Here is a 21,080-nt window from a genome sequence, read left to right as displayed (position 1 = left end):
AATGAGCAACCGCCGTGTCGCCATTGCCGGTTTCATGCACGAGACCAACACCTTCGCACCTGCCAAGGCTTTTTACGAGGATTTCGTCAAAGGCGGCGGCCATATGGCCATGAGCCGTGGTGAAGAGATCATCGCACGCTCCAGGGGCGCCAATCTCGGTGTTGCCGGTGCGCTGGAGTTCGCCGGTGAAGCAGACTGGCAGGTTCTGCCCGTCATCTGGGCCGGTGCCGTACCATCCGCGCATGTCACACGGGATGCTTATGAGCGGATTGCCACCGAAATCATCGACGGCATCGTCAAGGCGGGGCCGCTGGATGGGATTTATCTCGACCTGCACGGAGCCATGGTCTGCGAGCATGTGAATGATGGCGAGGGTGAGCTTCTGGCAAGGCTGCGCGCAGCCGTCGGCGATGATGTTCCCATCTCCGTCAGCCTTGATCTGCACGGCAATACAACACGGCTGATGATGGAAAAAGCCGATGTCATGGTCGCATACCGCACCTATCCGCATGTCGATATGACGAAGACTGGTTACCGGGCAGCGCGCCAGCTTCAACGCCTGATGGACGGTGACATGCTCTTCAAGGCGTTTCGCACTATTCCGTACCTTATCCCGATTTCATGGCAATGCACGGAAATGGAACCGTGCCATTCGATATATGCTCGGCTGGGCGCTCTGGAAACGCTGGATGTCAGTTCATTGTCCTTCATGCCGGGTTTTCCAGCCGCGGATTTTGACGAATGCGGCGCTACCGTTCTCGGTTACGGCCTGACACAGGCGGCAGCTGATGCCGCCGTGGATGATCTCGCAGCGCTGGTCAATGCCAGCGAAAGTGCATTCGCCGGCAAGGTCTACACACCCGACGAGGGCGTGAAAGAGGCCATGCGCATTGCCAGATCTGCGCAAAAGCCCGTGGTCATAGCCGATACGCAGGACAATCCGGGTGCGGGCGGCAACTCCGACACCACCGGCATGTTGCGTGCACTTGTCGCCAATGACGCGCAGAACGCCGCACTCGGGCTGATGTACGATCCGGTGGCCGCGCTTGCGGCACATGCCTCCGGTGTCGGTAGCACCATCCATCTAGCGCTCGGTGGCCATTCCCACATCGAAGGCGATAGCCCATTCGTTGAAGAGTTCACGGTCGAGGCTCTCTCGAACGGCCGGTTCGAGGTGCATGGCCCCTATTACGGCCACAGCGAAATGGACCTTGGCCCGTCGGCCTGCCTGCGCATTGGCGGCGTGCGGGTAGCGGTTGCCTCGCATAAAGTGCAAATGGCCGACCAGGGCCTCTTCCGATATCTCGGTATCGAACCGAAGGAGGAGGCTATTCTCGTCAATAAAAGCTCTGTGCATTTCCGCGCCGATTTCGCACCCATCGCAGAAACCATTCTGGTCTGCGCTGCCCCGGGTCCGATGGCTGTCGATCCCGCCACGCTGCATTGGCAACATCTGAAAAAAGGCATCCGCCTCTCGCCCAACGGCCCCGCCTTCGTCTGAAGGTCTCAACACAGTCATTCCATCATACTGCAAGGATGTACCCATGCCCGTCATAGAGAAGATCGCAGCTTTCAAGGAAGAACTGACCGCTATCCGTCGCGATATTCACGAATATCCGGAAATCGGTTTTGAAGAGGTCCGCACCTCTGGCATCGTCGCTGAAAAGCTGGCGGGCTATGGCATCGAGGTGCATCGCGGTATTGGCAAGACAGGCGTCGTCGGCGTCCTCAAGGGCAGTCGCGGTGAAGGCAAGACTATTGGTTTACGCGCTGATATGGATGCCTTGCCGATGGAAGAACATACTAATCTCGGTTACGCCTCGAAAATCCCCAACAGGTTCCATGGTTGCGGTCATGATGGCCACACCACAATGCTGCTGGGCGCTGCGCGTTATCTGGCGGAAACGCGTGACTTTGCCGGAACGGCCATTTTTATCTTCCAGCCGGGCGAAGAGGGCTGCGGCGGTGCACGCGCCATGCTCGCCGATGGCCTGTTCGACCGTTTTCCATGTGATGAAATCTATGGCCTGCACAACTCTCCCTATGACGAGCCATATCGCATCGGCATCAAACCGGGCACCAGCATGGCTGGCGCCGATTTCTTCGATTTCCGTATCAACGGACGTGGCAGCCATGGCGCAATGCCGGAGGTCTCCAAGGATCCGATCATTGTCGCGACAGCTCTGGTTCAAGCTCTACAGTCTGTCGTCAGCCGAAATGTCAGCCCGTTGAAAAGCGCAGTCCTGTCGGTCACGCAGATCCATTCCGGCAGTGCCTATAATGTCATTCCGCAAGAGGCGACGGTTTCCGGTACTGTGAGGTTTCTAGACCGCGAGGTAAACGAAATGATCCGCCAACGCATGCGGTCGATCGCTGCCGGGCTTGCTGCGTCCTTCGAGGTTGAAATCGAAGTCGATATCCGGAACGTCTTCGACGTGTTGTTCAATACCGAAGATCTGGTCGAAGGTTTTGCCGAGGCCGCCCGCGATATCGTCGGTGATGCTATGGTATATACCAAGAGCGAACCAATCATGGGCAGCGAGGATTTTGCCGATATGCTGCACAAGGTTCCAGGCGTTTATTGCACAGTGGGACACTCCGGCAATGTGCCTGTGCACAATCCCGGTTTCGTGCTGGATGACGGCATTCTACCAGTTGGCGCCAGCCTGCTTGCCCGCATCGTCGAGCGCCGTCTGGCGGCCTGATTTTTGAAGGGAGCCGCATCATGAACTTCACGCAACTGCCTTTCGAGGCAGACGTCATGCTCGAGGGCTTGCGCCCGTGGATCGAGTGCGAAAGCCCTACCTATGATGCCGTTGCCGTCGATCGCATGATGGATCTGGCGGCGCATGATTTCGCCGCCGCCGGGGCAACAATCGAGCGTATTCCCGGGCGTCTCGGGCTCGGCGGTTCCCTGCGCGCCCGCTTCCCGCATTCCAGACAGGGAGAGCCGGGCATTCTTGTGGCCGGCCATCTCGATACCGTGCATCCGGTCGGCACGCTGTCTGCCCTGCCGTTCAGGATGGAAGGCAATCGGTGTTATGGCCCCGGAATTCTGGACATGAAGGGCGGAAACTACATCGCGCTGGAAGCCATGCGTCAGCTGATCCGGCAAGGAATGCAGACTCCGTTGCCGGTCACGTTCCTGCTGACGCCGGACGAGGAGATCGGCACGCCCTCCACCCGCAAGCTGATCGAGACCGACGCCTTGCGCAACAAATACGTCCTCGTGCCAGAGCCGGGGCGGGAAGACAACGGCGTCGTGACCGGTCGTTACGCCATCGCCCGCTACAATCTGGAAGCACGTGGTAAACCTTCGCATGCCGGTGTCGATCCCAAAAAGGGTCGCTCTGCCATCCGCGAAATGGCGCGCAAACTGCTGGAGATCGATGCGATGAGCAGTGAGGATTGCACCTTCTCCGTCGGTGTCATCCATGGTGGGCAATGGGTCAATTGCGTCTCGTCGCTCTGCACCGGCCAAGCACTAAGCATGGCCAAGACCGATGAAGATCTCGAAGCGGGCATCAGTCGCATGCTGGCTTTGTCCGGTGCCGAAACTGGTGTCGAGTTTAACGTCACGCGTGGTATGACTCGTCCCGTCTGGAAACCTGATCAACCGGAGACTATGGCCCTGTACAAGCTGGCGCTTGAACTGGCCGGGCAACTCGGCAAAAATCTGCCGCACGGAAGTTCCGGGGGAGGTTCGGATGGCAACTTCACCGGCGCACTCGGCATCGCAACTTTGTGTGGGCTCGGCGTCCGGGGTAACGGTTACCACACACTGGAAGAATATATCGAAATCGACAGTCTGATAGACCGTGGGCGCCTGCTGGCGGGTCTTTTCGCGACGCTCAACTGACCCGCGGGGAGAATTCAATTGCAAGACATCACCAGGCTGACAGCGGCTGAATTGTCGCGTTCTATCCATGCGTGCAGCATCTCCTGCGTTGCGGTAATGGAAGCCTATCTCGATCGCATCGACCGGTTGAACCCATCGCTGAACGCCATCATCAGCCTGCGCGACCGGGGAACTATTCTCGATGACGCCCGCACCTGTGACCGCGAGCTGGCGGATGGCCATTCGCGTGGATGGATGCATGGTTTCCCGATCGCCATCAAGGATCTCTCAGAAGCAAAGGGCCTTCCGTGCACATGGGGTTCCAAACTCTTCGAAAACTTCATGGGCCAGACCGATGATATCCACGTCGAGCGCATTCGTGCCGCTGGTGCTATCATCATCGGAAAGACCAACACGCCGGAAATGGGGCTCGGTTCGCACACCACCAATTCCGTGTTCGGTGCCACACGTAATCCTTTCGACAACAGCCGCAGTGCGGGCGGCTCCAGCGGTGGGGCAGCGGTTGCCGTTGCTGCCCGCCTTTTGCCGGTTGCCGATGGCAGCGACATGATGGGTTCGCTCAGAAACCCGGCCGCTTTTAACAACATCGTCGGTTTTCGTCCCAGCTTCGGGCGGGTACCGTCCGGCAAGAGCAACGAGATATTCTTACGACAGCTGGGTGCTGCGGGGCCGATGGCCCGCAATGTGCAGGATGCAGCGTTGCTTCTGGCGACGCAGGCCGGGTATGACATGCGGGATCCCCAATCGCTGGCGGACGAAGCGTTGGATCTTCTGCCGAAGGCCGGTCACGCGGGTACCAAAATTGCATGGTTCGGGGATTTCGGCGGTTATTTGCCATTCGAGCAAGGTGTTCTGGAGGTCGATCGCAAGGCTCTGGATGTTTTCGCCGCAATGGGCTGCGAGGTCGACGAGATCGTTCCCGAGTTCGACATGGATGCGCTATGGAAATCATGGATTGCGCTGCGCACCTTCAATGTCGCCAATGGTTTGCGCCCGCTTTACGACATTCCTGAAAAACGCAACCTCATCAATGTCCAGGCCATATGGGAAATCGAACGTGGCCTTTCGCAAACGGCCGGAGAAATCTTCGAAGCGTCCGTCATTCGCAGCGACTGGTACAAGTTCGTCTGCAGGCTGTTCGAGCGATATGACTATCTCGTCATGCCATCCGCGCAGGTCTTCCCCTTCGACGTGACCAAAAAATGGCCGGATGAGATCGCTGGTCGCAAGATGGACACCTATCACCGGTGGATGGAGGTGGTCATCGGGCCGAGCATGGCCGGGTTGCCGGTGGCGGCCATGCCTGCCGGTTTTGGTTCCAATGGCTTGCCCAACGGTATTCAGATCGTCGGCAAACCGCGCGGTGATCGGGAGCTTCTACAATTTTCATTGGCTTACGAGCACGCAGCAGGCATTCCACTGGCGGCCGTGGCGGCCGTGGCGGCCGAAAAGCTCTTCGAACTGGATCACGTCGAGAGCCTAAGCCGTTAACCTTGGGATTGGCCGTTCAACCAATCGCAGGGATCGTTGGTTGTAGGCCCCCGCAACCACTCTACAGCACGACATGCTATCCGGCAGTTGCCCAAAACTACGATACAGTACGCCACCGTACTGCGATCTAACGCTAAATCCCCGTCATAAAAAACAAATTCCAAAACCCACAGGAGCAAAGCGGGGAGCGCACCTTCGTGCGGATGAAGCGCGTGTCCGATGAGCATACAACCTGGCTGTAGGTCAACGGCCTCCTTCATAGGCCAAAAGCGCCAACCCCGAATGCATATATCTTGTGACGTTGCCCCCAAGTTTTATCCAGTTTTGAGTTCGCTCCAGCGGTTTTGATCTGAACCCTTCAAACTGGACCGTTTTTGGTTAGAGTTTTCCGGAGCATTTTCCTGGCTGGGAAAGGAACGGAAGACGATGAAAGCATCGCAGTTTTCGGACGCACAGAAGGCATTCATTCTGAAGCAGGGTGATGAAGGAGTGTCGGTGGCGGAGATCTGCCGGAAGGCAGGGATCAGCCAGGCGACCTATTTCAACTGGAAGAAAAAATACGCGGGCATGCTACCGCCGGAGATGAAGAAGCTAGAGCAGTTCGAGGACGAGAATGCGCGGTTGAAGAAGATCGTCGCGGACCTGACGCTGGACCGTGAGATGTTGCAGGATGTCATTCGGCGAAATGTATGGTCCGCCCTGTCATTGCAAGGATTCTAGGTTCCGGCGATAGCAGTTTGCGTAAATGTATCCGGCCTCTCGCGAGTGGACTGCTGTTGCAGCCAGGCCCTGATGAGATCCGCACATTCTGTTTCCAAATAGCTTCTTCGGGCACGAAGCCCGCTTTCGACCAGGATTTACAGAATGTCGATCAACTGTCTCGTCATCACCCTCGAACCTCGCAATCTGTCCGGCCTCAACGGCCAGAAAGGCGCTTGGGTCAAGCTGCGACCTGACGCATGTACGTGGCCCCGGCTTTGTCAGGACAACCCAAACGATACGGGCCAGCTTGGCAGCCAAAGCTACGGTCACCTTGTTAACGTGCATTCTCAGTCGCAAGGTATCGATCCAGACGCCAAGACGATCTTTGCCGCGATCGAGATGCAGCATGCATGACCGTGCTCCATGAATGATCAAGCGACGAAGATAATTGTTGCCGCGTTTGCTGATGCCCAGGAGGTTCTGCTTCCCTCCAGTGGAATATTGTCGAGTCACCAGGCCCAGCCAGGCCGCAATATCCCGGGCTTTGGAAAAGCGTGTCGGATCACCGATCGCGGAAAGAATGGCGGTTGCGCTAAGCGGCCCGATCCCCGGAATTGTCATAAGGCGTCTTGCGCGTTCGTCGGTATCGGCGATCTTCTCAATGTCGTCGGAGACCTGTCTGATCCGGGCTTCGAGCCGGCGGAAATCATCATGCAGATCTCGTAGAACAGATCGCGCCATAGGCGTCAGATCATTGTCGAGGTCATCCATAACCCGGCAAATGTCGACCTTGAATACGCCAGCTCCCTGCCGCATCGCGATGCCATGCTCGAGGCAATAGGCGCGCATTTGGCAAATCAGGTTCGTCCGGGCCGATACCAGTCGGCTACGAACCCGGTGCAGCATTTGTAGGTCAACCTGATCCGCTTGCTTGACACCAACAAAACGCATTGTCGGCCGCGTTGCAGCCTCGGCGATTGCCGCGGCATCGATGATGTCATTCTTGTTCGACTTCACATAGGGCTTGACGAATTGTGCAGGGATAATGCGGACGGAGTGGCCCATCGTCTGCAGTTTGCGCGCGAGCCATTACGATCCCGGGCAGGCTTCCATTCCAACAAGCGTCCGGTGCGCCAGTTCGAAAAACTGCAACAAAGTCTCACGTCGGAATTTGACGCGCTGAATGATCGCGCCTGAGCAATCAAGGCCCACGACATGGAAGAGGTTCTTTCCAATATCTATTCCAAAGACGGCGCACTCCTGCGGTTGGTTACGATTCATAATCAGGGCCCTCCTTTGCCCATCTCCACTATGCTCTCGAGAGACAGGGCGGACCATCCCATTAGCTTTTGGAGAATCTTCCCCAAGTGCATCATGCCTGTTTTACAGGGTAGGGGATGGGTAAGGCGGCCCCCCAAGTTTTCACCCCAACCGAAGCATTCGTTTTGAAATCGCTCTGGCCGAAGGGCACGAGTGGCGCCGGTCAGCGCGTATCCTATGAAGGAATGACGCCGCGAACGATGGAATTCATGATGGTCTCCGCCGCCGTGTCGTAGTCCCGCTTGGAGATACTCCTGCTGTGAAGCGCGTCGCAGGCGAGCGGTTCGAAATCGCTGTAGAACTGTGTTGCGCCCCAGAGCATGATGAAGAAATGCCGGGCATCAACTTTTGCCATCCTCCCTTCCTGCATCCAACGGTCAAGAACTGCCACATATTTGTCGGTGGCAGCACGCATGTGTGCACGATCCTTCTCACTCAGGAAGCGGGCACCCTGTATGATTTCGCTGGCAAAAAGCCGTGATTCCCGCGGGTTTTTGCGGGTATATTCAAGCTTGGCGCAGACGTAGTCGCGTAGGGCATCTGCGGGATCCCGATCGGTACGCAAATTCGACAGGGCATCGTCCCATCCTGAGATAAGGTTTGCGATAATGGTCGAGTAAATTTCCTCCTTGGAGGAAAAATAATAATAGATGTTTGCTTTGGGGAGTTTTGCCAATTCGGCAATCTCGGCAATCCGGGTGCCGTCGAAACCCTTGCGTGAGAACACGTCGATGGCGACATCGAGGATGATCCTGATGTTGCGGGCACGGATCTTCTCGTCGAGTTTTTCCGCTGTCCGGGCCATGTTCCGTCCTTTCCGACGCGGCATCTGCCACGTGTCCTTATTTCGCAGGGGTATAATCGAACTGCCGTTTGCGAGGTAGGCGCGCGGAGTTGTATTTCCTCAAGCCGGAGCGATCTAAAAAATTGACGACCTAGTCAGGTTACATCTAGTCTGCGGCCATAACAACGACTGGTTCGATCAGGAGAACCGGCGATCGATGCTCGTCTGGGGAGCGACACCACCAACATGTCTGGAGTCAACTGATGACCTTCGATCTACTCGTCAAGAACGCCAATCTTCCCGATGACCGGACCGGCATCGACATCGCCGTTTCGGGCGGCAAGATCGTTGCCGTGGAGGCCGGGATTTCTGCCGAGGCAGGCCGCGTCATCGATGCCGGCGGCAAGCTGGTGACGGTGCCCTTCATCGACATTCATTTCCACATGGACGCGACGCTTTCGCTCGGCACGCCACGGCTCAACCGCTCCGGCACGCTGCTCGAAGGCATCCAGCTCTGGGGCGAGCTGAAGCCGTTGTTGACCAAGGAAGCCGTGATCGAGCGAGCGCTGCGTTATTGCGATCTCGCCGTCTCGCAGGGCCTGCTTGCCGTCCGGTCCCATGTCGATGTCTGCGACGACCGGCTGGTCGGCGTCGAGGCGCTGCTTGAGGTCAAGGATCTGGTGAAGGACTATCTCGACCTGCAGCTGGTCGCCTTCCCGCAGGATGGTTTTTATCGTTCGCCGACAGCTGCCAAAAACCTGATCAGGTCGCTGGACATGGGCGTCGACGTGGTCGGCGGCATTCCGCATTTCGAGCGGACGATGGAGGATGGCCGGCTTTCGGTAAAGGCGCTCTGCGAAATCGCCGCCGAACGCGGGTTGATGGTCGATCTGCATTGTGACGAAACCGACGATCCGATGTCGCGGCATATCGAGAGCCTGGCTTACGAAACCCAGCGGCTTGGTCTCAAGGGCCGGGTGGCGGGGTCGCACCTGACCTCCATGCACTCCATGGACAATTATTACGCATCGAAGCTGCTGCCGCTGATCGCCGAGGCCGAGATTCATTGCGTGCCGAACCCGCTCGCCAATATCGTGCTACAGGGTCGGCATGACGCCTATCCGAAGCGGCGCGGCATGATGCGGGTGCCGGAACTGATGGCGCTCGGCGTCAATGTCGCCTTCGGCCAGGACAGCTGCATGGACCCCTGGTATTCCTTTGGCAGCGCCGACATGCTGGAAGTCGCGCATATGGCGGTGCATACCGGCCATATGACCAGCCGCGATGCGGTCAAATCCTGCTTCAAGGCGATCACCGAAAACCCAGCAAAAACTTTTGGACTTGAAGGTTACGGCATCGCGGTTGGCTGCAATGCCGATCTCGTCCTGCTAGAGGCCCGCGACACGATAGAGGCCGTCAGGATGAAAGCCAACCGGCTTGCCGTCATCCGTCGCGGCAAGGTGATCGCCGAAACCGCGCCGCGCACCGCGACGCTGTCGCTGCAGGGTCGCCCCGCGACCATCGAGCCCTGGCGTTACGCGCCGGTCGAAGCCGGCGCCAATTGAGAAAAAGGCGGGCGGCTCAGAAATTACCCATCGAGCCGCCATCCTTCCAGGCGTAGATTTCCCAGAGCTCATCGTCGGGGCCAATGAAATAGGCGCCGCGGGCATTCCAGACATAGTCGGCAGGCTCGCCGTAGAAGGCCACGCCCTTGTCCTTCAGCTCCGCATAGGAGGCATCAACCGCTTCCGGCGAAGGTACACGCACGGCGATACAGGCCTTGTGCGGCCCTTCCGCCTTGGCATTCGAAACGCCGGTATTGTCGCTCAGGTGATCGATCTCCCAGCAGGCGAGGGTGAGGCCGGCGCCGTTGAACTCGACAAAGCCCTCGGCGCGGCGGTTGATCTCGAAACCGAGCTTGTCGACATAAAAGTCGATCGAGCGCTGGGTGTCCTTGACGAGAAGGCAGATGTCGGTGATCGCGTATTCTTGGGCAAATGCCATGGTTTTCTCAAGCTCTTGTTAATCGAGGGTGGAAAGGCGGCCGGTGACGACCGGCCGGCAGTCCGGTTGTGTGTCGCCGATGGTGATGGCCGCGGTGATTGCTTGGGCCGCGGTATCGAAATCGGCCTGGCTGCGGCAATGAAGGAAACAGAGCGGCTCACCTGCGGCGACCGCATCGCCGATATGCACCATGCCGGTCAGGCCGACATCCTGGTCGAGGGGATCGCTCGCCAGCTTGCGGCCGGCACCGAGGCCGACCATCGCGATGCCGATCGCATAGGCATCGACCTTTTCGACGAAGCCGGTCGCCGGTGAAGGGAGAGGCGCAATGACGGGAGCCGGCGGGAAATAGGTATCGGGATTTGCGACAAGATCTGCCGGGCCGCCGAGCGCCGTGACCATGCGCTGGAAGCGGTCGAGGGCCGATCCATCCATAAGCCGTGCTTCGGCCAAGGCGATTGCCTCATCCTTCGAGGCGGCGAGCCGGGCCATGACCAGGATTTCAGCAGAAATATCCATCACCAGCGCCCGGATGCGGCTCTCCTGCTTGTCCCCCGACAGGAATTCGATCACCTCGCGCAGCTGCAGCCGGCTGCCGATCGCATCGCCCATGATCTCGTCCATCTCGACGATCGGGGCGACCATGGGCAGGCCGGCGATGCGGGCAACCGCGATCAGGCTTTTTGCCAGCGCCTCCGCCTCCGCGTAGGTCGGCATGAAGGCGCCGGAACCGTAATTGACGCTCATGACAAGGCCGGAAACGCCGGCGGCAAGTTTCTTCGACAGGATCGAGGCGGTGATCAGCGGGATCGATTCCACCGTCGCAGTGACATCGCGGACATAATAGATCGCCGCATCCGCCGGCGCGAGTTTTGGCGTCGGGCCGATGATCGCGGCACCTGCCGAAATCACGGCCTGACGAAACATCTCGGTCGAAGGTGCGATCGCAACACCCGGCATCGCCTCCATCAGGTCGATCTCGCCGCCGGTATGGCCAAGCCCGCGTGCGGAAATCATCGGCATGGCGACTCCACAGGCGGCCACCAGCGGGGCGACGATCAGGCTGACATTCTCGTCACCCGTGCCGCCGGTCGAATGTTTTTCGATGATCGTTTCCGGGGCAAAACCGCTTCCCGACCAGTCCACCACATCGCCGGAATCGCGCATGGCGAGCGTCAGGGCCGCCGTCTCCTGCGGTGTCATTCCGTTCAGGAAACAGGCCATGGTGAAGGCGCCGATCTGCGCCTCGGAGACTTCGCTAGCCCCGATGCCCTCAACGAAGCGACGGATATCGGCATCGGACAGGACCTCGCGATTGCGCTTGGCGCGGATCATCTGTGCCGGAAGAAACATGCTCATGCCAGCGTCCTCAATGATTGGCACCGCGCCAGAGCGGCAGGTCGCCCTGATAGCGGTTCATGCCGATGTCTTGGATCGTCGCGCGGCGATACATTTCCCGCATGTAGGGTTCGAAGCGGGCGTTGAGCTTTTCGAGTTCCGCATGTTCGGACATGTAGGCGGGCAGGATCGCGCGCAGTTCGGCGAAAATCTCCGCCTCGTTAACTGTCAGCAGCCTGCCATCCTCGACGGTGATCTCGCCGTTGACGACGACCATGCGGATGTTCGAGCCGTTCTCGCAATAGACGAGGTGGTGGTCGAGCCGGTTCATCGGCATATAGTCGTAACCGGAGATATCGAGCATGATCAGGTCGGCACGCTTGCCGATTTCGAGCGAGCCGGTGCTCTCGTCGAGCATGGCCGTTCGCGCGCCCTCGATTGTTGCCGAACGCAGGACTTCGACGGCCGTCATCCAGCCGCCCGTATCCGGCGCTGCGATATCGTGCAGCAATGCGGCGAACCGCATCACGTCGAAGATGCGGGCAGTGTCGTTGCTGGAAAGCCCGTCCGTGCCGAGACCGACATGCACGCCCGCATCAAGCAGGCGACGGACCGGCGCGATGCCGGAACCGAGCTTCAGGTTGGAGACGGCGTTGTGGGCGACCGAACAGCCCGCAGCCCCCATCAGCGCCATGTCGTCATCGCTCACCCAGATCGAATGGGCAATCGTCGTGTTCTGCGTCAGCAGGCCGAGATCGTGCATGTAGCGGATCAGGCTCTTGCCGTAGAATTCCGGCCCGGTCACGGCCTGTGTTTTCGTCTCCAGAACATGGGTGTGGTAGGGCACGCTCTTTTCCTGAGCCAGCGCCACACAGGCCTGCATCAAGTCTACAGAACAGCGCTGCGGGGCGGAGGCCGAGACCATGAAGCCAAGCCGCCCGGCACGGCCGTGCTGGGACGCGAAGATGTCCTGGCAATACGCCATGTAATCGGCCGTAGTGATGGAAGGGCCCTTGACCTCGGCCTGCAGGTCAGCCGGCATGATCTCCCGCAGATAGGGCATGGTGTCGAAGACGTGTTTGTCGATCACGCAATGGGAAACATTGGCGCGAATGCCGGCGTGGTCATAAGCGTCATAGACGAGTTTCAGGCGGCCGGCTTCGAAACCGGGCGGATCAAAGAAATCGTCGACCAGCGTCGTGACGCCGGCCTTCAGGGATTCCATCGCCGTCAGCAGGCTGCGCAGGTAAAGCAGCCTTTCCGAAAGAGGGTCGTTCATCAGGATCGGATAGGAATAGAGCATCCAGACTTCGAGCGGCGTGCCCTGATAACGGCCCTTGAAGAAGGTTTCGGACGAATGCAGGTGGGCATTGACGAGGCCGGGCATCAGGAGCTTGCCGGATGCAGCGATGACGCGTGCCTCGGGCGGCAGCGGAAGATCCGTGCCAATCGCCGAAATCCGGTCGCCTTCGACGAGAAGGTCGCCCGTGAAGGGCGTGGCCCCATGGGTCTTGTCCATGGAAAGAAGGGTGGCGTTCCGGAACAGGAGGCGCATGAAAAAAACTCTATGATTGATTCTTGGACCTGCCGACCAGAAGCGGCAGCAGGACGAGTTCGAGGCCGATGAGGAGGAGGCAGGAAATGCCGAAGACGATCGTACCAATCGCATTCAAGGATGGATCGATGGCGGCGACGAGAACCGAATAGATCGCCACCGGCAGGGTCGGCTGGAAGCCGGAGACGAACCAGGCGATGATGAATTCGTCGAAGGAGAAGGTGAAGGCGAGCAGCCAGGCACCGAAAATGCCGGGCAGCGCAAAGGGCAGCACGACCTTGGTCACCGCCTGCCATTCGGTGGCGCCGAGATCCCAAGCCGCTTCTTCGAGAGAGGCCGGCATCTGCGCCAGCCGCAGCTGGATAATGGCAAGCGCCGGTGCTGTGATCAGCACGACATGGGTGAGGAAGACCGCAAACAGCGTGCCGGATAGGTGAATGCGGGCCAGAAGCCCGAGAAAACCGACGCCGAGGATGAGCGGTGGGATCAGGATCGGCAGCGTCACCAGTGCCAGAAAGGTCGTCTTGCCGCGGAAAGCGAAGCGGTTGAAGGCGTAGGCCGCGAAAAAGGCGATGACGGTCGCGATCGTTGCGGCTGCCGGCGAAACGATCATCGTGTTGCCGAGCGCATTGAGCAGCGTGCCGTCGGAAAACAGCTTGTCATACCATTGCAGCGTAAACCCCTGCAGCGGGAAGCCCGGAAAGCGGTTCTTCTGGAAGGAGAAGAGGACTAGAACCACGAGCGGCAGGAACATGAAGGCATAGGCAATGCCGAGCCAGAGGCGCCCTAAAAATATCCAGGGATTGCTTTTGGATATTGCGGTCATCAGCTTGTCCTCCGCCGGGCTCGGTCGGCCGCCACGAAGCCGGCGGCGAGCGCCAGAACCATGACAACGATCAGGATCGTCGCCAACGCCGAGGTGCGCGGCAGGTTGGTGGAACTCGAATAATCCGACATAATCATCGAGGCATAGGTCGGCAGCTTGCCGATGATCGACGTGCCGGCGCCGCCGCCGAGCAGGTTTCCGGAAAGCGCGTCACCCAGCGAAACGATGACGGCGAAACTTGCTGCGGTCATGAGACCGAAGCGGGAAAGCGGTAGGATGACGCGTGTAAAAGCCTGCCAGCGCGTACAGCCCAGTTCCCGCGCCGCCTCGATCAGCACCTTGTCGATGGCGAGGATGCTGACATAGAGAATGACGATCAGGATCGGCGCCAGATAATGGATCAGGCCGATACGGGTGGCGATCTGGGTATAGATGACGTCGATCCGGTAGTCGGAAAGCCCGAACTGTTTCAGGACCGAATTGATGACGCCGTTGCGCGACAGGATCGTCTGCCAGGAATAGAGCCGCAGCACATAGCTCGACCAGAACGGGGCGATGGCAAACAGCAGCGCCAGCCGCTGCCAGCGCGCCGGCACGGCAAAGGCAATCGAAAGCGCCACCATGTAGGACAGGATGGTCGCGAAGAAGGCGGTGGTGATCGCCACCCAGAGCGACTGGATCAGCGCCAGCCCGTAACGCGATTTCGAGAAGAAGCTCGAAAAGATTTCGCTGTAATTGCCGAGCGAAAAATCCGGAATGGTCTGGAAATTCTCGACGCGCCAGAAGCCGATCCAGAGCAGGAAGATCAGCGGCAGCAGGAAGAGGACCGTCAGCCAGATGGCGAGCGGCGCCAGGAACCAGATTTTTAGCGGGCTGTCGTTCGGCGTTTTCATGCGTTTTGCGGTCGGGGTTTCGCCCGTGGGTTCCATTGTCGTCATGCCGCCCCCCGGATGAGCGAGGCATTGGCCGGCGAGAACCAGCTGGTGATCTTCTGGTTTATCTCGACGGCAAGAACCTGCTGCACGGTCATCTTCACTTCGGTCCCGTCGACGAGATCGAGAAGATAGATGTTGTGAGAGCCGGCATATTCGCGGCCGCGCAGCGTTGCATCCAGCCGGTTTTCGCCGGCAATACCCGTCGGAGCCGGCGTCAGCTTGTCTGCCTGGACAACGACGGAGACGGAGGCGCCGATCGGCGGCGGATCGTCGGTCGAGACCACGACCTGACCATGGGCGCAATGGACGATGACATGGCCTTGCCCGACTTCCTGAATGCGGCCGGCAAAGAGATTGTTGGTGCCGACGAAACGGGCGACGAATTCCGTCTTGGGGCGGGCATACATTTCTTCCGGGGCATCGATCTGCTCGATCCTGCCCTTGTTCATGACCACCACGCGGTCGGCCATGGAAAAGGCCTCGACCTGATTGTGGGTGACATAGATGAAGGCCATGCCGAGTTGCTTCTGGATACGGCGCAGCTCGCCTTGCATTCGAATTCTGAGATGTGCGTCGAGCGCGGAAAGCGGCTCGTCGAGCAGCAAGATTTCCGGCTCGGTCACGAGTGCACGGGCAAGCGCGACGCGCTGCTTCTGGCCACCGGACAGCTGGCTGATCTTGCGGCCCATAAGCTCGGAGAGGCCGACAAGCTCGGCCATCGCCTTCACCTTGCCGGCGACGACGGCCTTGTCATAAGGCTTCAACGTCAGGCCGAAGGCAATATTGCCGGCCACGTCGAGATGCGGAAAAAGCGCGTAATTCTGCCAGACAAGCCGGGTGGAGCGCAGGTTCACCGGCACATCGGAAACGTTTTTGCCACGGATATAGAGCTGGCCGGAAGACGCATTTTCGAGGCCTGCGAGAATGCGCAGAAGGGTCGTCTTGCCACAGCCGGAAGGCCCCATGATCGCCACGAATTCACCCCGGCCGACCTTCAGATTGATGCTGTCGACGGCCGTGAAGGTGTCGAAGCTCTTGGTAATGGCGAGAAGTTCGAGATCGGGGGTGGTGGTCATGGAATGTCCCATTTAAGAGTGGAGCAGCGCCCCGGCACTCCGGGACGCTTGTGAGTAGTTGGCTGGCGTGGTGCCTTGTGGCGTCATCCTCGGGCTTGTCCCGAGCATGACGACCTCAATTAAGCCCCGGGCGTTCAGAACCACCGACCTCAGGCCGTCTTGAACTCGTTGAACACGTCGATCCACGCCTGTTCCGGCTGGTTGCTTGGCAGACCGCGCGGCATGGAGCGGTCGATCAGCGTCTCGACCAGCATCTTGCCCGGATTGGCCGGATCCGGAACGTAGGACAGAAGCTTCTTCTGGTCGTCATCCCAGTAGTCGACGATCTTCATGTTCGGGCCGCGGGCCTTGAACGCCTTGGTATAAACGAGCTTCGATTGGATCTTGGGGGAGGTCATGTACTTGACCCATTCCATCGCCAGATCCTTGTTCTTCGAAGCCGAGCAGACGCAGGCAACTTCCTGCCAGCGGATGCCGCCCTGTTTCGGGATCGTCGAGGAGAAATTATCGTAGCCTGCAAGCTTCAGGTCGACGTCGAGGTCGCCGGTCGGCGAAGCAATGATGTCGCCGGCCAGCATCGCCTGGGCGATCGGTTGGTTGGACGAGCCGAACATGCCGATCTGCGGCCGCAGCTTGGTCAGGAACTCCTTGACCTGCTTCAGCTGGTCGTCGGTGATTGCGTAAGGCGTCTGGTTGCCCGGATTGATCGCCAGGCTGGCATTGCCGAGGTTCGGTAGGTACCAGTCGAACATGCCGATCTTGCCCGCATATTTCGGATCGAGCAGCGAATTCCAGTCGGCGGCCTGCTCGGCAGACATCTCTTCGGTATTGTAGGAAATGCCGTAGAAAGAGAAGCGGGTCGGGATGCCGTAAACCGTGCCGGCCGTTTCGCCCCTGGTCGGGGCAAAATCGCGGAATTTCGGGTGGTAGTTGGCGAGTTCCGCAAAACCTTCGGTCTTGTAGGCTTCGATCGCTTTGTTGGCCTTCAGCTTCTGAACATATTCGGCGTCAGAGATAATCGCATCAAATGTGCCGGGCGGCGTCTGGGCGAAGAACTGCAGCATCTGCTCGCCGCCGATATAGATCTTGAACTCGACCTTGGTCTTGTGGAGATCCTCGAACTCGGCGATCACGTCCCTCTCTTCATAACCCGGCCAGCACAGAATGCGCAGCGGCTCGGCCGCCTGCGCGTGGCGCGAGAAGATGGTGAAATTCCCGAAAGTGGCGGCAGCCGTTCCCGCCACAGCACTGCCAAGAAGCGTGCGGCGCGTGATCTGGCTGGATTCTGATGGCGTGGTCTTTGGCAACTGAGGTTTGGTGGTCATGACGTTCCCCTGATGGCAGTGTTTGCACCGTAAGAAACACAGCAAAATTCGTGCCAGTCAGCTAGTTGTTTGAATTATTGATTGTTTCTGCATGATGTAACTTATTCAACTTGCCGGAGGCAGATCAAAACCTGACCATCTGGTCAAAAAATAATCTGACAGACTCGCATACATGGAGTCTTGCTTGAAGGTCATTGGTTTGGACGGAATGAATGCGGGTGGTGGTTATGAGCGGCACGTTTTATTGCTAGAGGGGTAGTTCCTCCAGTCGTCCCGAAAGAGTTTATCTGCGCGAGCTATTCATCGGGTAATCGGCTGGACCGCTTGGTACAAAGGGCTCCTATACATCCGCGCACAGGCTGACGATCTGTCATTCCATATGCGCTCGGATGGGGCGAGGATTTTCTGCGCCGTTATCCGCAACCAAAATCTTCGATTTAGGCGGTGTAGATGTCTCGCAATGGGCTGGGCATCGACCGACAAAAACGATCTTTGAACTTTGTGGAGCCGACCTCGCAGGATGGCGGCGTCAAACAGGGTGAGATCGCAGCGGAGATAACAATCTGGTTCCGTAATAGCGCTTAGCCACAGGCCGCCTTCATCGCTCTAAAGCGAGTGCAGTATCAAGTGCTTAGAAAATCTGAGGCGTTGGTTGAGGGTTCGAGTCCCTTAAAGAGCGTAGATTTGAAACTAGTTCGGTCGTCGTTCGATGCCGATCAAGAGCACTCGCACGAGCAGCTTTCACGAAAGAGATCGATGCAAAGGATTCTGCGGTTCTAATCCTTCGCTATGCATTTTCAGGCAGAAAGATCTGAATGTCGGTCGCAATTGAAACTCCATCACCCGGTAATCGGCCTAGGAGTTTCGAGATCGTCTCGACGGCAAGCCGCGCCTCCAAGAGCGGCCTTTGGTCAATGACCGCGTTGATCTTCCTGGATTTCAGTAGCATTCGTCGATTAGGAGTGAGTTCGTGCGTGATGACCACCGTATCATTGACCCGCCCAAGGCGTTGAAGGGTGCTCACAATCGGCATCGCCCCCGCGGATAATGCCGTCACGCTGGTTGAGGATTTTGCTGGCGGTGCGATAGGCGATGGCGGCGACGGCACTTTTGCCGGCACTGCGGCCGACCGGTTTTACACTGCAATGATAGATCGCCATGCCGGTCTCCCGATAAACATCGCTGGCAGAAAGACAACTACCGGGCCAAAACCGATGGCGTCTGATCCGGCACTGGTCTTTCTGGTGATCCGGCAATGTTGCCTGCCGCCGGTGCGCCAACTCGTAAGTGCGCCCTTGTTGTTTCCTGTCTAGCGGGTCGGGGGATGGCTGGCTCTATGGTGAATTCACCAGAATGCGCTGCAAACTGATCCCCGCTACCATCGGCCCTGTGACACCGGGAGCAATGGAGATGGTGATGGATGCGGTCAGGTCCGGGGAAACGAAACGACGGTCAGGGACAACGGGCGTCCGGCAAAATACCGCCACCGGAACAGACCGGCACAGGCAGAGACTGGCAGTGCTGATTGACGGTGACAATGTCTCGTCAAGGGAGGTGGACGGGCTGTTCGGTGTGATTGCGATGCTTGGCGATGCGACCGTCCGGCGCATCTATGGCGACTGAGCTCTACCCACACGTCCGGGTACATCTGCATGTATTACCGAAGATTGCGATGAGACATCAGCGTCCTTCAGTAATCTTGCCAAAATATGCAGGCTTGCGAGATCGACGTGCGGAACCGGCAGGCTGCGCCAGGATCCACTCACAGATCGGTCGAACATCCATGCCGGGACTTCAAGAAGTCGATCAGAAGAAGAACCAGAAAGGCTGCAGCGGAAAATATGCGTCCTTTTGGACAGCGCCTCATGGACGTGAACAAATCGTCCGGACCAAGGATGCCACGGATACAAAAGCTCGCGAACCTCGGTCCCGTGGGTGTTCTGTCGTCGTGTTGTATAACGAGTTCCGGCCACACAGCGCGATCGGCAATAAGGTGCCGATCTCGCTGATGAAATCAGGAGGCTCAACCAGCCCGCCTCCCTGAATGAAGTCGGAAAACTCTAGCCTCAGTTGGTCCAGAAACCTGGGGCGGTTCAGAAAACCCAAGACTCTCCTGAAAACTGGAGGGAAGATGGGGCTCAGGTCAGTTAATGCGCGCTAAAATGGTGCCGGAGGGAATTCATGTGTCAGGTGCATCCTCGATTGCCTTCGCAAGGCGCTCTAGTTCGACGGAGTAGCAAAAAAAACTGAACAGTACCAACAGGATCAAAGCCCCCTGCAGAACCGTATGACCAAGCGGGGGCAGCGTGTTGGATTCCGGCAAGTGCCGAAAGAAGATTGTTGAGAACAGGACGCCTCCGAACAGGAAGGCCAGGCGTGCAGCGAACGATAAGAGGTGAGATACGAATATGGAGTGGAACGGTGCGCGGACCTCGACCCAACGCATTCTTGTCCAGTAGCTTGCCTGTAAAAGCAGCGCAACCGCAAGGATTGTGAGCAATGTCGACACAGGCACTTGTTGGCGTTCGCCAAGATGGGTGACGACGGCGTAAAAGATCGGGAAGATAACCCGGAGCAGGAATGCGACCGCCAGGGACTGGAGCACGATGAGTGATCCGTAAGCGAGAGTATTTTTCCTTCGATCAGTCATCATGCGCATTCCCTTCGAGCCGCCTGGAGAGGCTGCGCCCTATGGGTCAATGGCCCACCGCCGGCGCAATGATCCCTAGACGCCCCAGCCCGCTGACAATCAGCTGGACTGCGACAGCGGTCAGCAATATCCCGAACACGACCTCTGAGACGACCATGCTCGCCGGCTTCATGTGTTTGGACAGCTTGTCGGTATTGGTAAAGACGACATAGTCGAAAGCAGCCACAATCAGGATCAGAACAGCGACAACTACCGCGCTGGCGACTGAGACAACTTCGCCAGACGCCAGGATTATGACGGTTATGCCGACGGGGTTGAGCAAATAGGGAACCGCAAGCGGGAACACTGCGAGTTTGTCCGGATCGATCGGATCGGCAAGCTCGTCATGCGGCTTTTCCGTCGGTCCGGAGGCCATCTTGATCGCTATGAGCGCAAGGATGATGCCTCCTGCCACAGCGACGGCGCCGCCGGTTATGTGGAGAAGTCGCATCAGAAGCGCGCCGGTCGCAAAGAGGATCAGTGCTGTGACGAGTGCTGTCAGTACCATCTGGCGGCCGATGCGCACTTTGGTCGCGGTGTCGAAACTATGGGTTTTCTCAAGAAATGGCACGAGGGCAATTTTTGGACCCATTCCGATCAAAAGCAAAAGAAGAAGCTTTCCGACAAGCGTGGCGTCGATGGTGTTGAAGTCCATGGAAGATCCCCTTCGTTGATGATCTGCGCGTGCGCGAGCAGCATGATTATCCCAGCCAAGCAGTTTCAGTGCGGGCAAACGTCCCAGAAGCCGGTCGTTTTGGCTGGAGACGTGTAATACCAGCACTGGCCGGGCTGCGGCGGTGTACCAGCCAGTGTGACAGCTGCTGCACCGGTAACAACGCCAATGGCTGCGCCTGCAGCTATCGCGGCGCCCGGCCGCCAGTACCGGCGGGGAGCGACAACGACAACGCCGCGCCGCGCTGGTCGGTAGGCCGGGGCCGCAGGCCGATGGGCAGGGCGATATGCGGGTGCATGACGACGTCCGGCAGCAGCGCAACCGCGCGGTCCGCACGCCGCCACACCGCAGCCTCGGGGGCCACAGGCTGCAGCCCCACGGCGGGCTTCAGCGGTCGAGGGTAAAAGAACCGGTATGCTGATCAGCATCAGCACGGCGATCAGGCTCAGTAGGTGTGATACGATTTTTGAGGTTTTCATTTCATATCCTCCTTGTGATTTTTG

The 21,080-nt window shown here is 58.5% G+C and carries 17 protein-coding genes and 3 pseudogenes; 7 read left to right on the top strand and 13 right to left on the bottom strand.

Annotated features, from left to right (window positions below; all coding sequences use genetic code 11):
• Position 1: 1 nt before the first annotated feature.
• The 5 genes and pseudogenes from F3H58_RS22125 to F3H58_RS22105 all read left to right on the top strand — a co-directional run.
• Entirely contained in the window at positions 2-1,501 is a 1,500-nt protein-coding gene (locus F3H58_RS22125) for a M81 family metallopeptidase (protein WP_149743784.1), read from the top strand.
• A 43-nt stretch (positions 1,502-1,544) separates the two neighbouring features.
• On the top strand, positions 1,545-2,705 hold the full coding sequence (locus F3H58_RS22120) for a M20 aminoacylase family protein (protein WP_149743783.1): 1,161 nt from the start codon (positions 1,545-1,547) through the stop codon (positions 2,703-2,705).
• Positions 2,706-2,725: 20 nt separating this feature from the next.
• Positions 2,726-3,859 carry a M20/M25/M40 family metallo-hydrolase gene (locus F3H58_RS22115; RefSeq protein WP_149743782.1) on the top strand — a complete coding sequence of 378 codons (1,134 nt, stop codon included), beginning with the start codon at positions 2,726-2,728 and terminating at the stop codon, positions 3,857-3,859.
• Between the two features lie 18 nt (positions 3,860-3,877).
• Positions 3,878-5,350 (top strand): amidase, encoded by a 1,473-nt coding sequence (locus F3H58_RS22110; RefSeq protein WP_286169942.1) that lies wholly within the window; start codon positions 3,878-3,880, stop codon positions 5,348-5,350.
• A gap of 426 nt (positions 5,351-5,776) precedes the next feature.
• Positions 5,777-6,034, top strand: a pseudogene (locus F3H58_RS22105) (transposase); the annotation flags it as partial.
• A gap of 285 nt (positions 6,035-6,319) precedes the next feature.
• Here the strand turns inward: F3H58_RS22105 and F3H58_RS22100 are convergent.
• Both F3H58_RS22100 and F3H58_RS22095 read right to left on the bottom strand, forming a co-directional pair.
• A pseudogene (locus F3H58_RS22100) lies at positions 6,320-7,336 on the bottom strand (IS110 family RNA-guided transposase); the annotation flags it as partial.
• A gap of 211 nt (positions 7,337-7,547) precedes the next feature.
• A complete protein-coding gene (locus F3H58_RS22095; RefSeq protein ID WP_112207885.1) occupies positions 7,548-8,177 on the bottom strand; it encodes a TetR family transcriptional regulator C-terminal domain-containing protein in 630 nt (209 codons plus the stop codon).
• 242 nt (positions 8,178-8,419) lie between these two features.
• Here F3H58_RS22095 and F3H58_RS22090 point away from each other — a divergent pair, with 242 nt between their 5' ends.
• Positions 8,420-9,721, top strand: a complete 1,302-nt coding sequence (locus F3H58_RS22090) for an amidohydrolase family protein (RefSeq protein ID WP_149743780.1) — start codon at positions 8,420-8,422, stop codon at positions 9,719-9,721.
• 16 nt (positions 9,722-9,737) lie between these two features.
• Here the strand turns inward: F3H58_RS22090 and F3H58_RS22085 are convergent, their stop codons facing one another.
• The 8 genes from F3H58_RS22085 to F3H58_RS27320 form a co-directional block, all read right to left on the bottom strand.
• On the bottom strand, positions 9,738-10,160 hold the full coding sequence (locus tag F3H58_RS22085) for a VOC family protein (RefSeq protein WP_112207879.1): 423 nt from the start codon (positions 10,158-10,160) through the stop codon (positions 9,738-9,740).
• An 18-nt stretch (positions 10,161-10,178) separates the two neighbouring features.
• Positions 10,179-11,519 carry a thymidine phosphorylase gene (locus tag F3H58_RS22080; RefSeq protein ID WP_286169933.1) on the bottom strand — a complete coding sequence of 447 codons (1,341 nt, stop codon included), beginning with the start codon at positions 11,517-11,519 and terminating at the stop codon, positions 10,179-10,181.
• Positions 11,520-11,529: 10 nt separating this feature from the next.
• Complete coding sequence (locus F3H58_RS22075; protein ID WP_149743779.1) at positions 11,530-13,053, bottom strand: amidohydrolase family protein; 1,524 nt, start codon at positions 13,051-13,053, stop codon at positions 11,530-11,532.
• A gap of 10 nt (positions 13,054-13,063) precedes the next feature.
• A complete protein-coding gene (locus tag F3H58_RS22070) occupies positions 13,064-13,879 on the bottom strand; it encodes an ABC transporter permease (RefSeq protein WP_149743778.1) in 816 nt (271 codons plus the stop codon).
• Positions 13,879-14,817, bottom strand: coding sequence for an ABC transporter permease (locus F3H58_RS22065; RefSeq protein WP_149743777.1), 939 nt, complete (start codon positions 14,815-14,817; stop codon positions 13,879-13,881). Before F3H58_RS22065 ends, F3H58_RS22070 begins: the two co-directional genes overlap by 1 nt.
• Positions 14,814-15,890, bottom strand: coding sequence for an ABC transporter ATP-binding protein (locus tag F3H58_RS22060; RefSeq protein ID WP_188129025.1), 1,077 nt, complete (start codon positions 15,888-15,890; stop codon positions 14,814-14,816). Before F3H58_RS22060 ends, F3H58_RS22065 begins: the two co-directional genes overlap by 4 nt.
• A gap of 149 nt (positions 15,891-16,039) precedes the next feature.
• Complete coding sequence (locus tag F3H58_RS22055; protein ID WP_149743775.1) at positions 16,040-17,215, bottom strand: ABC transporter substrate-binding protein; 1,176 nt, start codon at positions 17,213-17,215, stop codon at positions 16,040-16,042.
• A gap of 989 nt (positions 17,216-18,204) precedes the next feature.
• On the bottom strand, positions 18,205-18,375 hold the full coding sequence (locus F3H58_RS27320) for a hypothetical protein (RefSeq protein WP_188129024.1): 171 nt from the start codon (positions 18,373-18,375) through the stop codon (positions 18,205-18,207).
• A gap of 352 nt (positions 18,376-18,727) precedes the next feature.
• Between F3H58_RS27320 and F3H58_RS22045 the strand changes: the two are divergent.
• A pseudogene (locus F3H58_RS22045) lies at positions 18,728-18,835 on the top strand (NYN domain-containing protein); the annotation flags it as partial.
• Between the two features lie 559 nt (positions 18,836-19,394).
• Here F3H58_RS22045 and F3H58_RS22035 read toward each other — a convergent pair.
• The 3 genes from F3H58_RS22035 to F3H58_RS27585 all read right to left on the bottom strand — a co-directional run bounded on the left by F3H58_RS22035 (position 19,395) and on the right by F3H58_RS27585 (position 21,056).
• Entirely contained in the window at positions 19,395-19,868 is a 474-nt protein-coding gene (locus tag F3H58_RS22035) for a hypothetical protein (protein ID WP_149743774.1), read from the bottom strand.
• Between the two features lie 43 nt (positions 19,869-19,911).
• Positions 19,912-20,559 carry a MarC family protein gene (locus F3H58_RS22030; RefSeq protein ID WP_003516981.1) on the bottom strand — a complete coding sequence of 216 codons (648 nt, stop codon included), beginning with the start codon at positions 20,557-20,559 and terminating at the stop codon, positions 19,912-19,914.
• A 65-nt stretch (positions 20,560-20,624) separates the two neighbouring features.
• On the bottom strand, positions 20,625-21,056 hold the full coding sequence (locus F3H58_RS27585) for a hypothetical protein (RefSeq protein ID WP_149743829.1): 432 nt from the start codon (positions 21,054-21,056) through the stop codon (positions 20,625-20,627).
• Positions 21,057-21,080: the final 24 nt, after the last annotated feature.

It is taken from the genome of Rhizobium sp. NFACC06-2 (assembly GCF_900101425.1).
GTDB lineage: Bacteria > Pseudomonadota > Alphaproteobacteria > Rhizobiales > Rhizobiaceae > Agrobacterium > Agrobacterium leguminum.
Note: the sequence above shows the minus strand (reverse complement) of the source record. Positions and strands in the feature narration are given on the sequence as shown.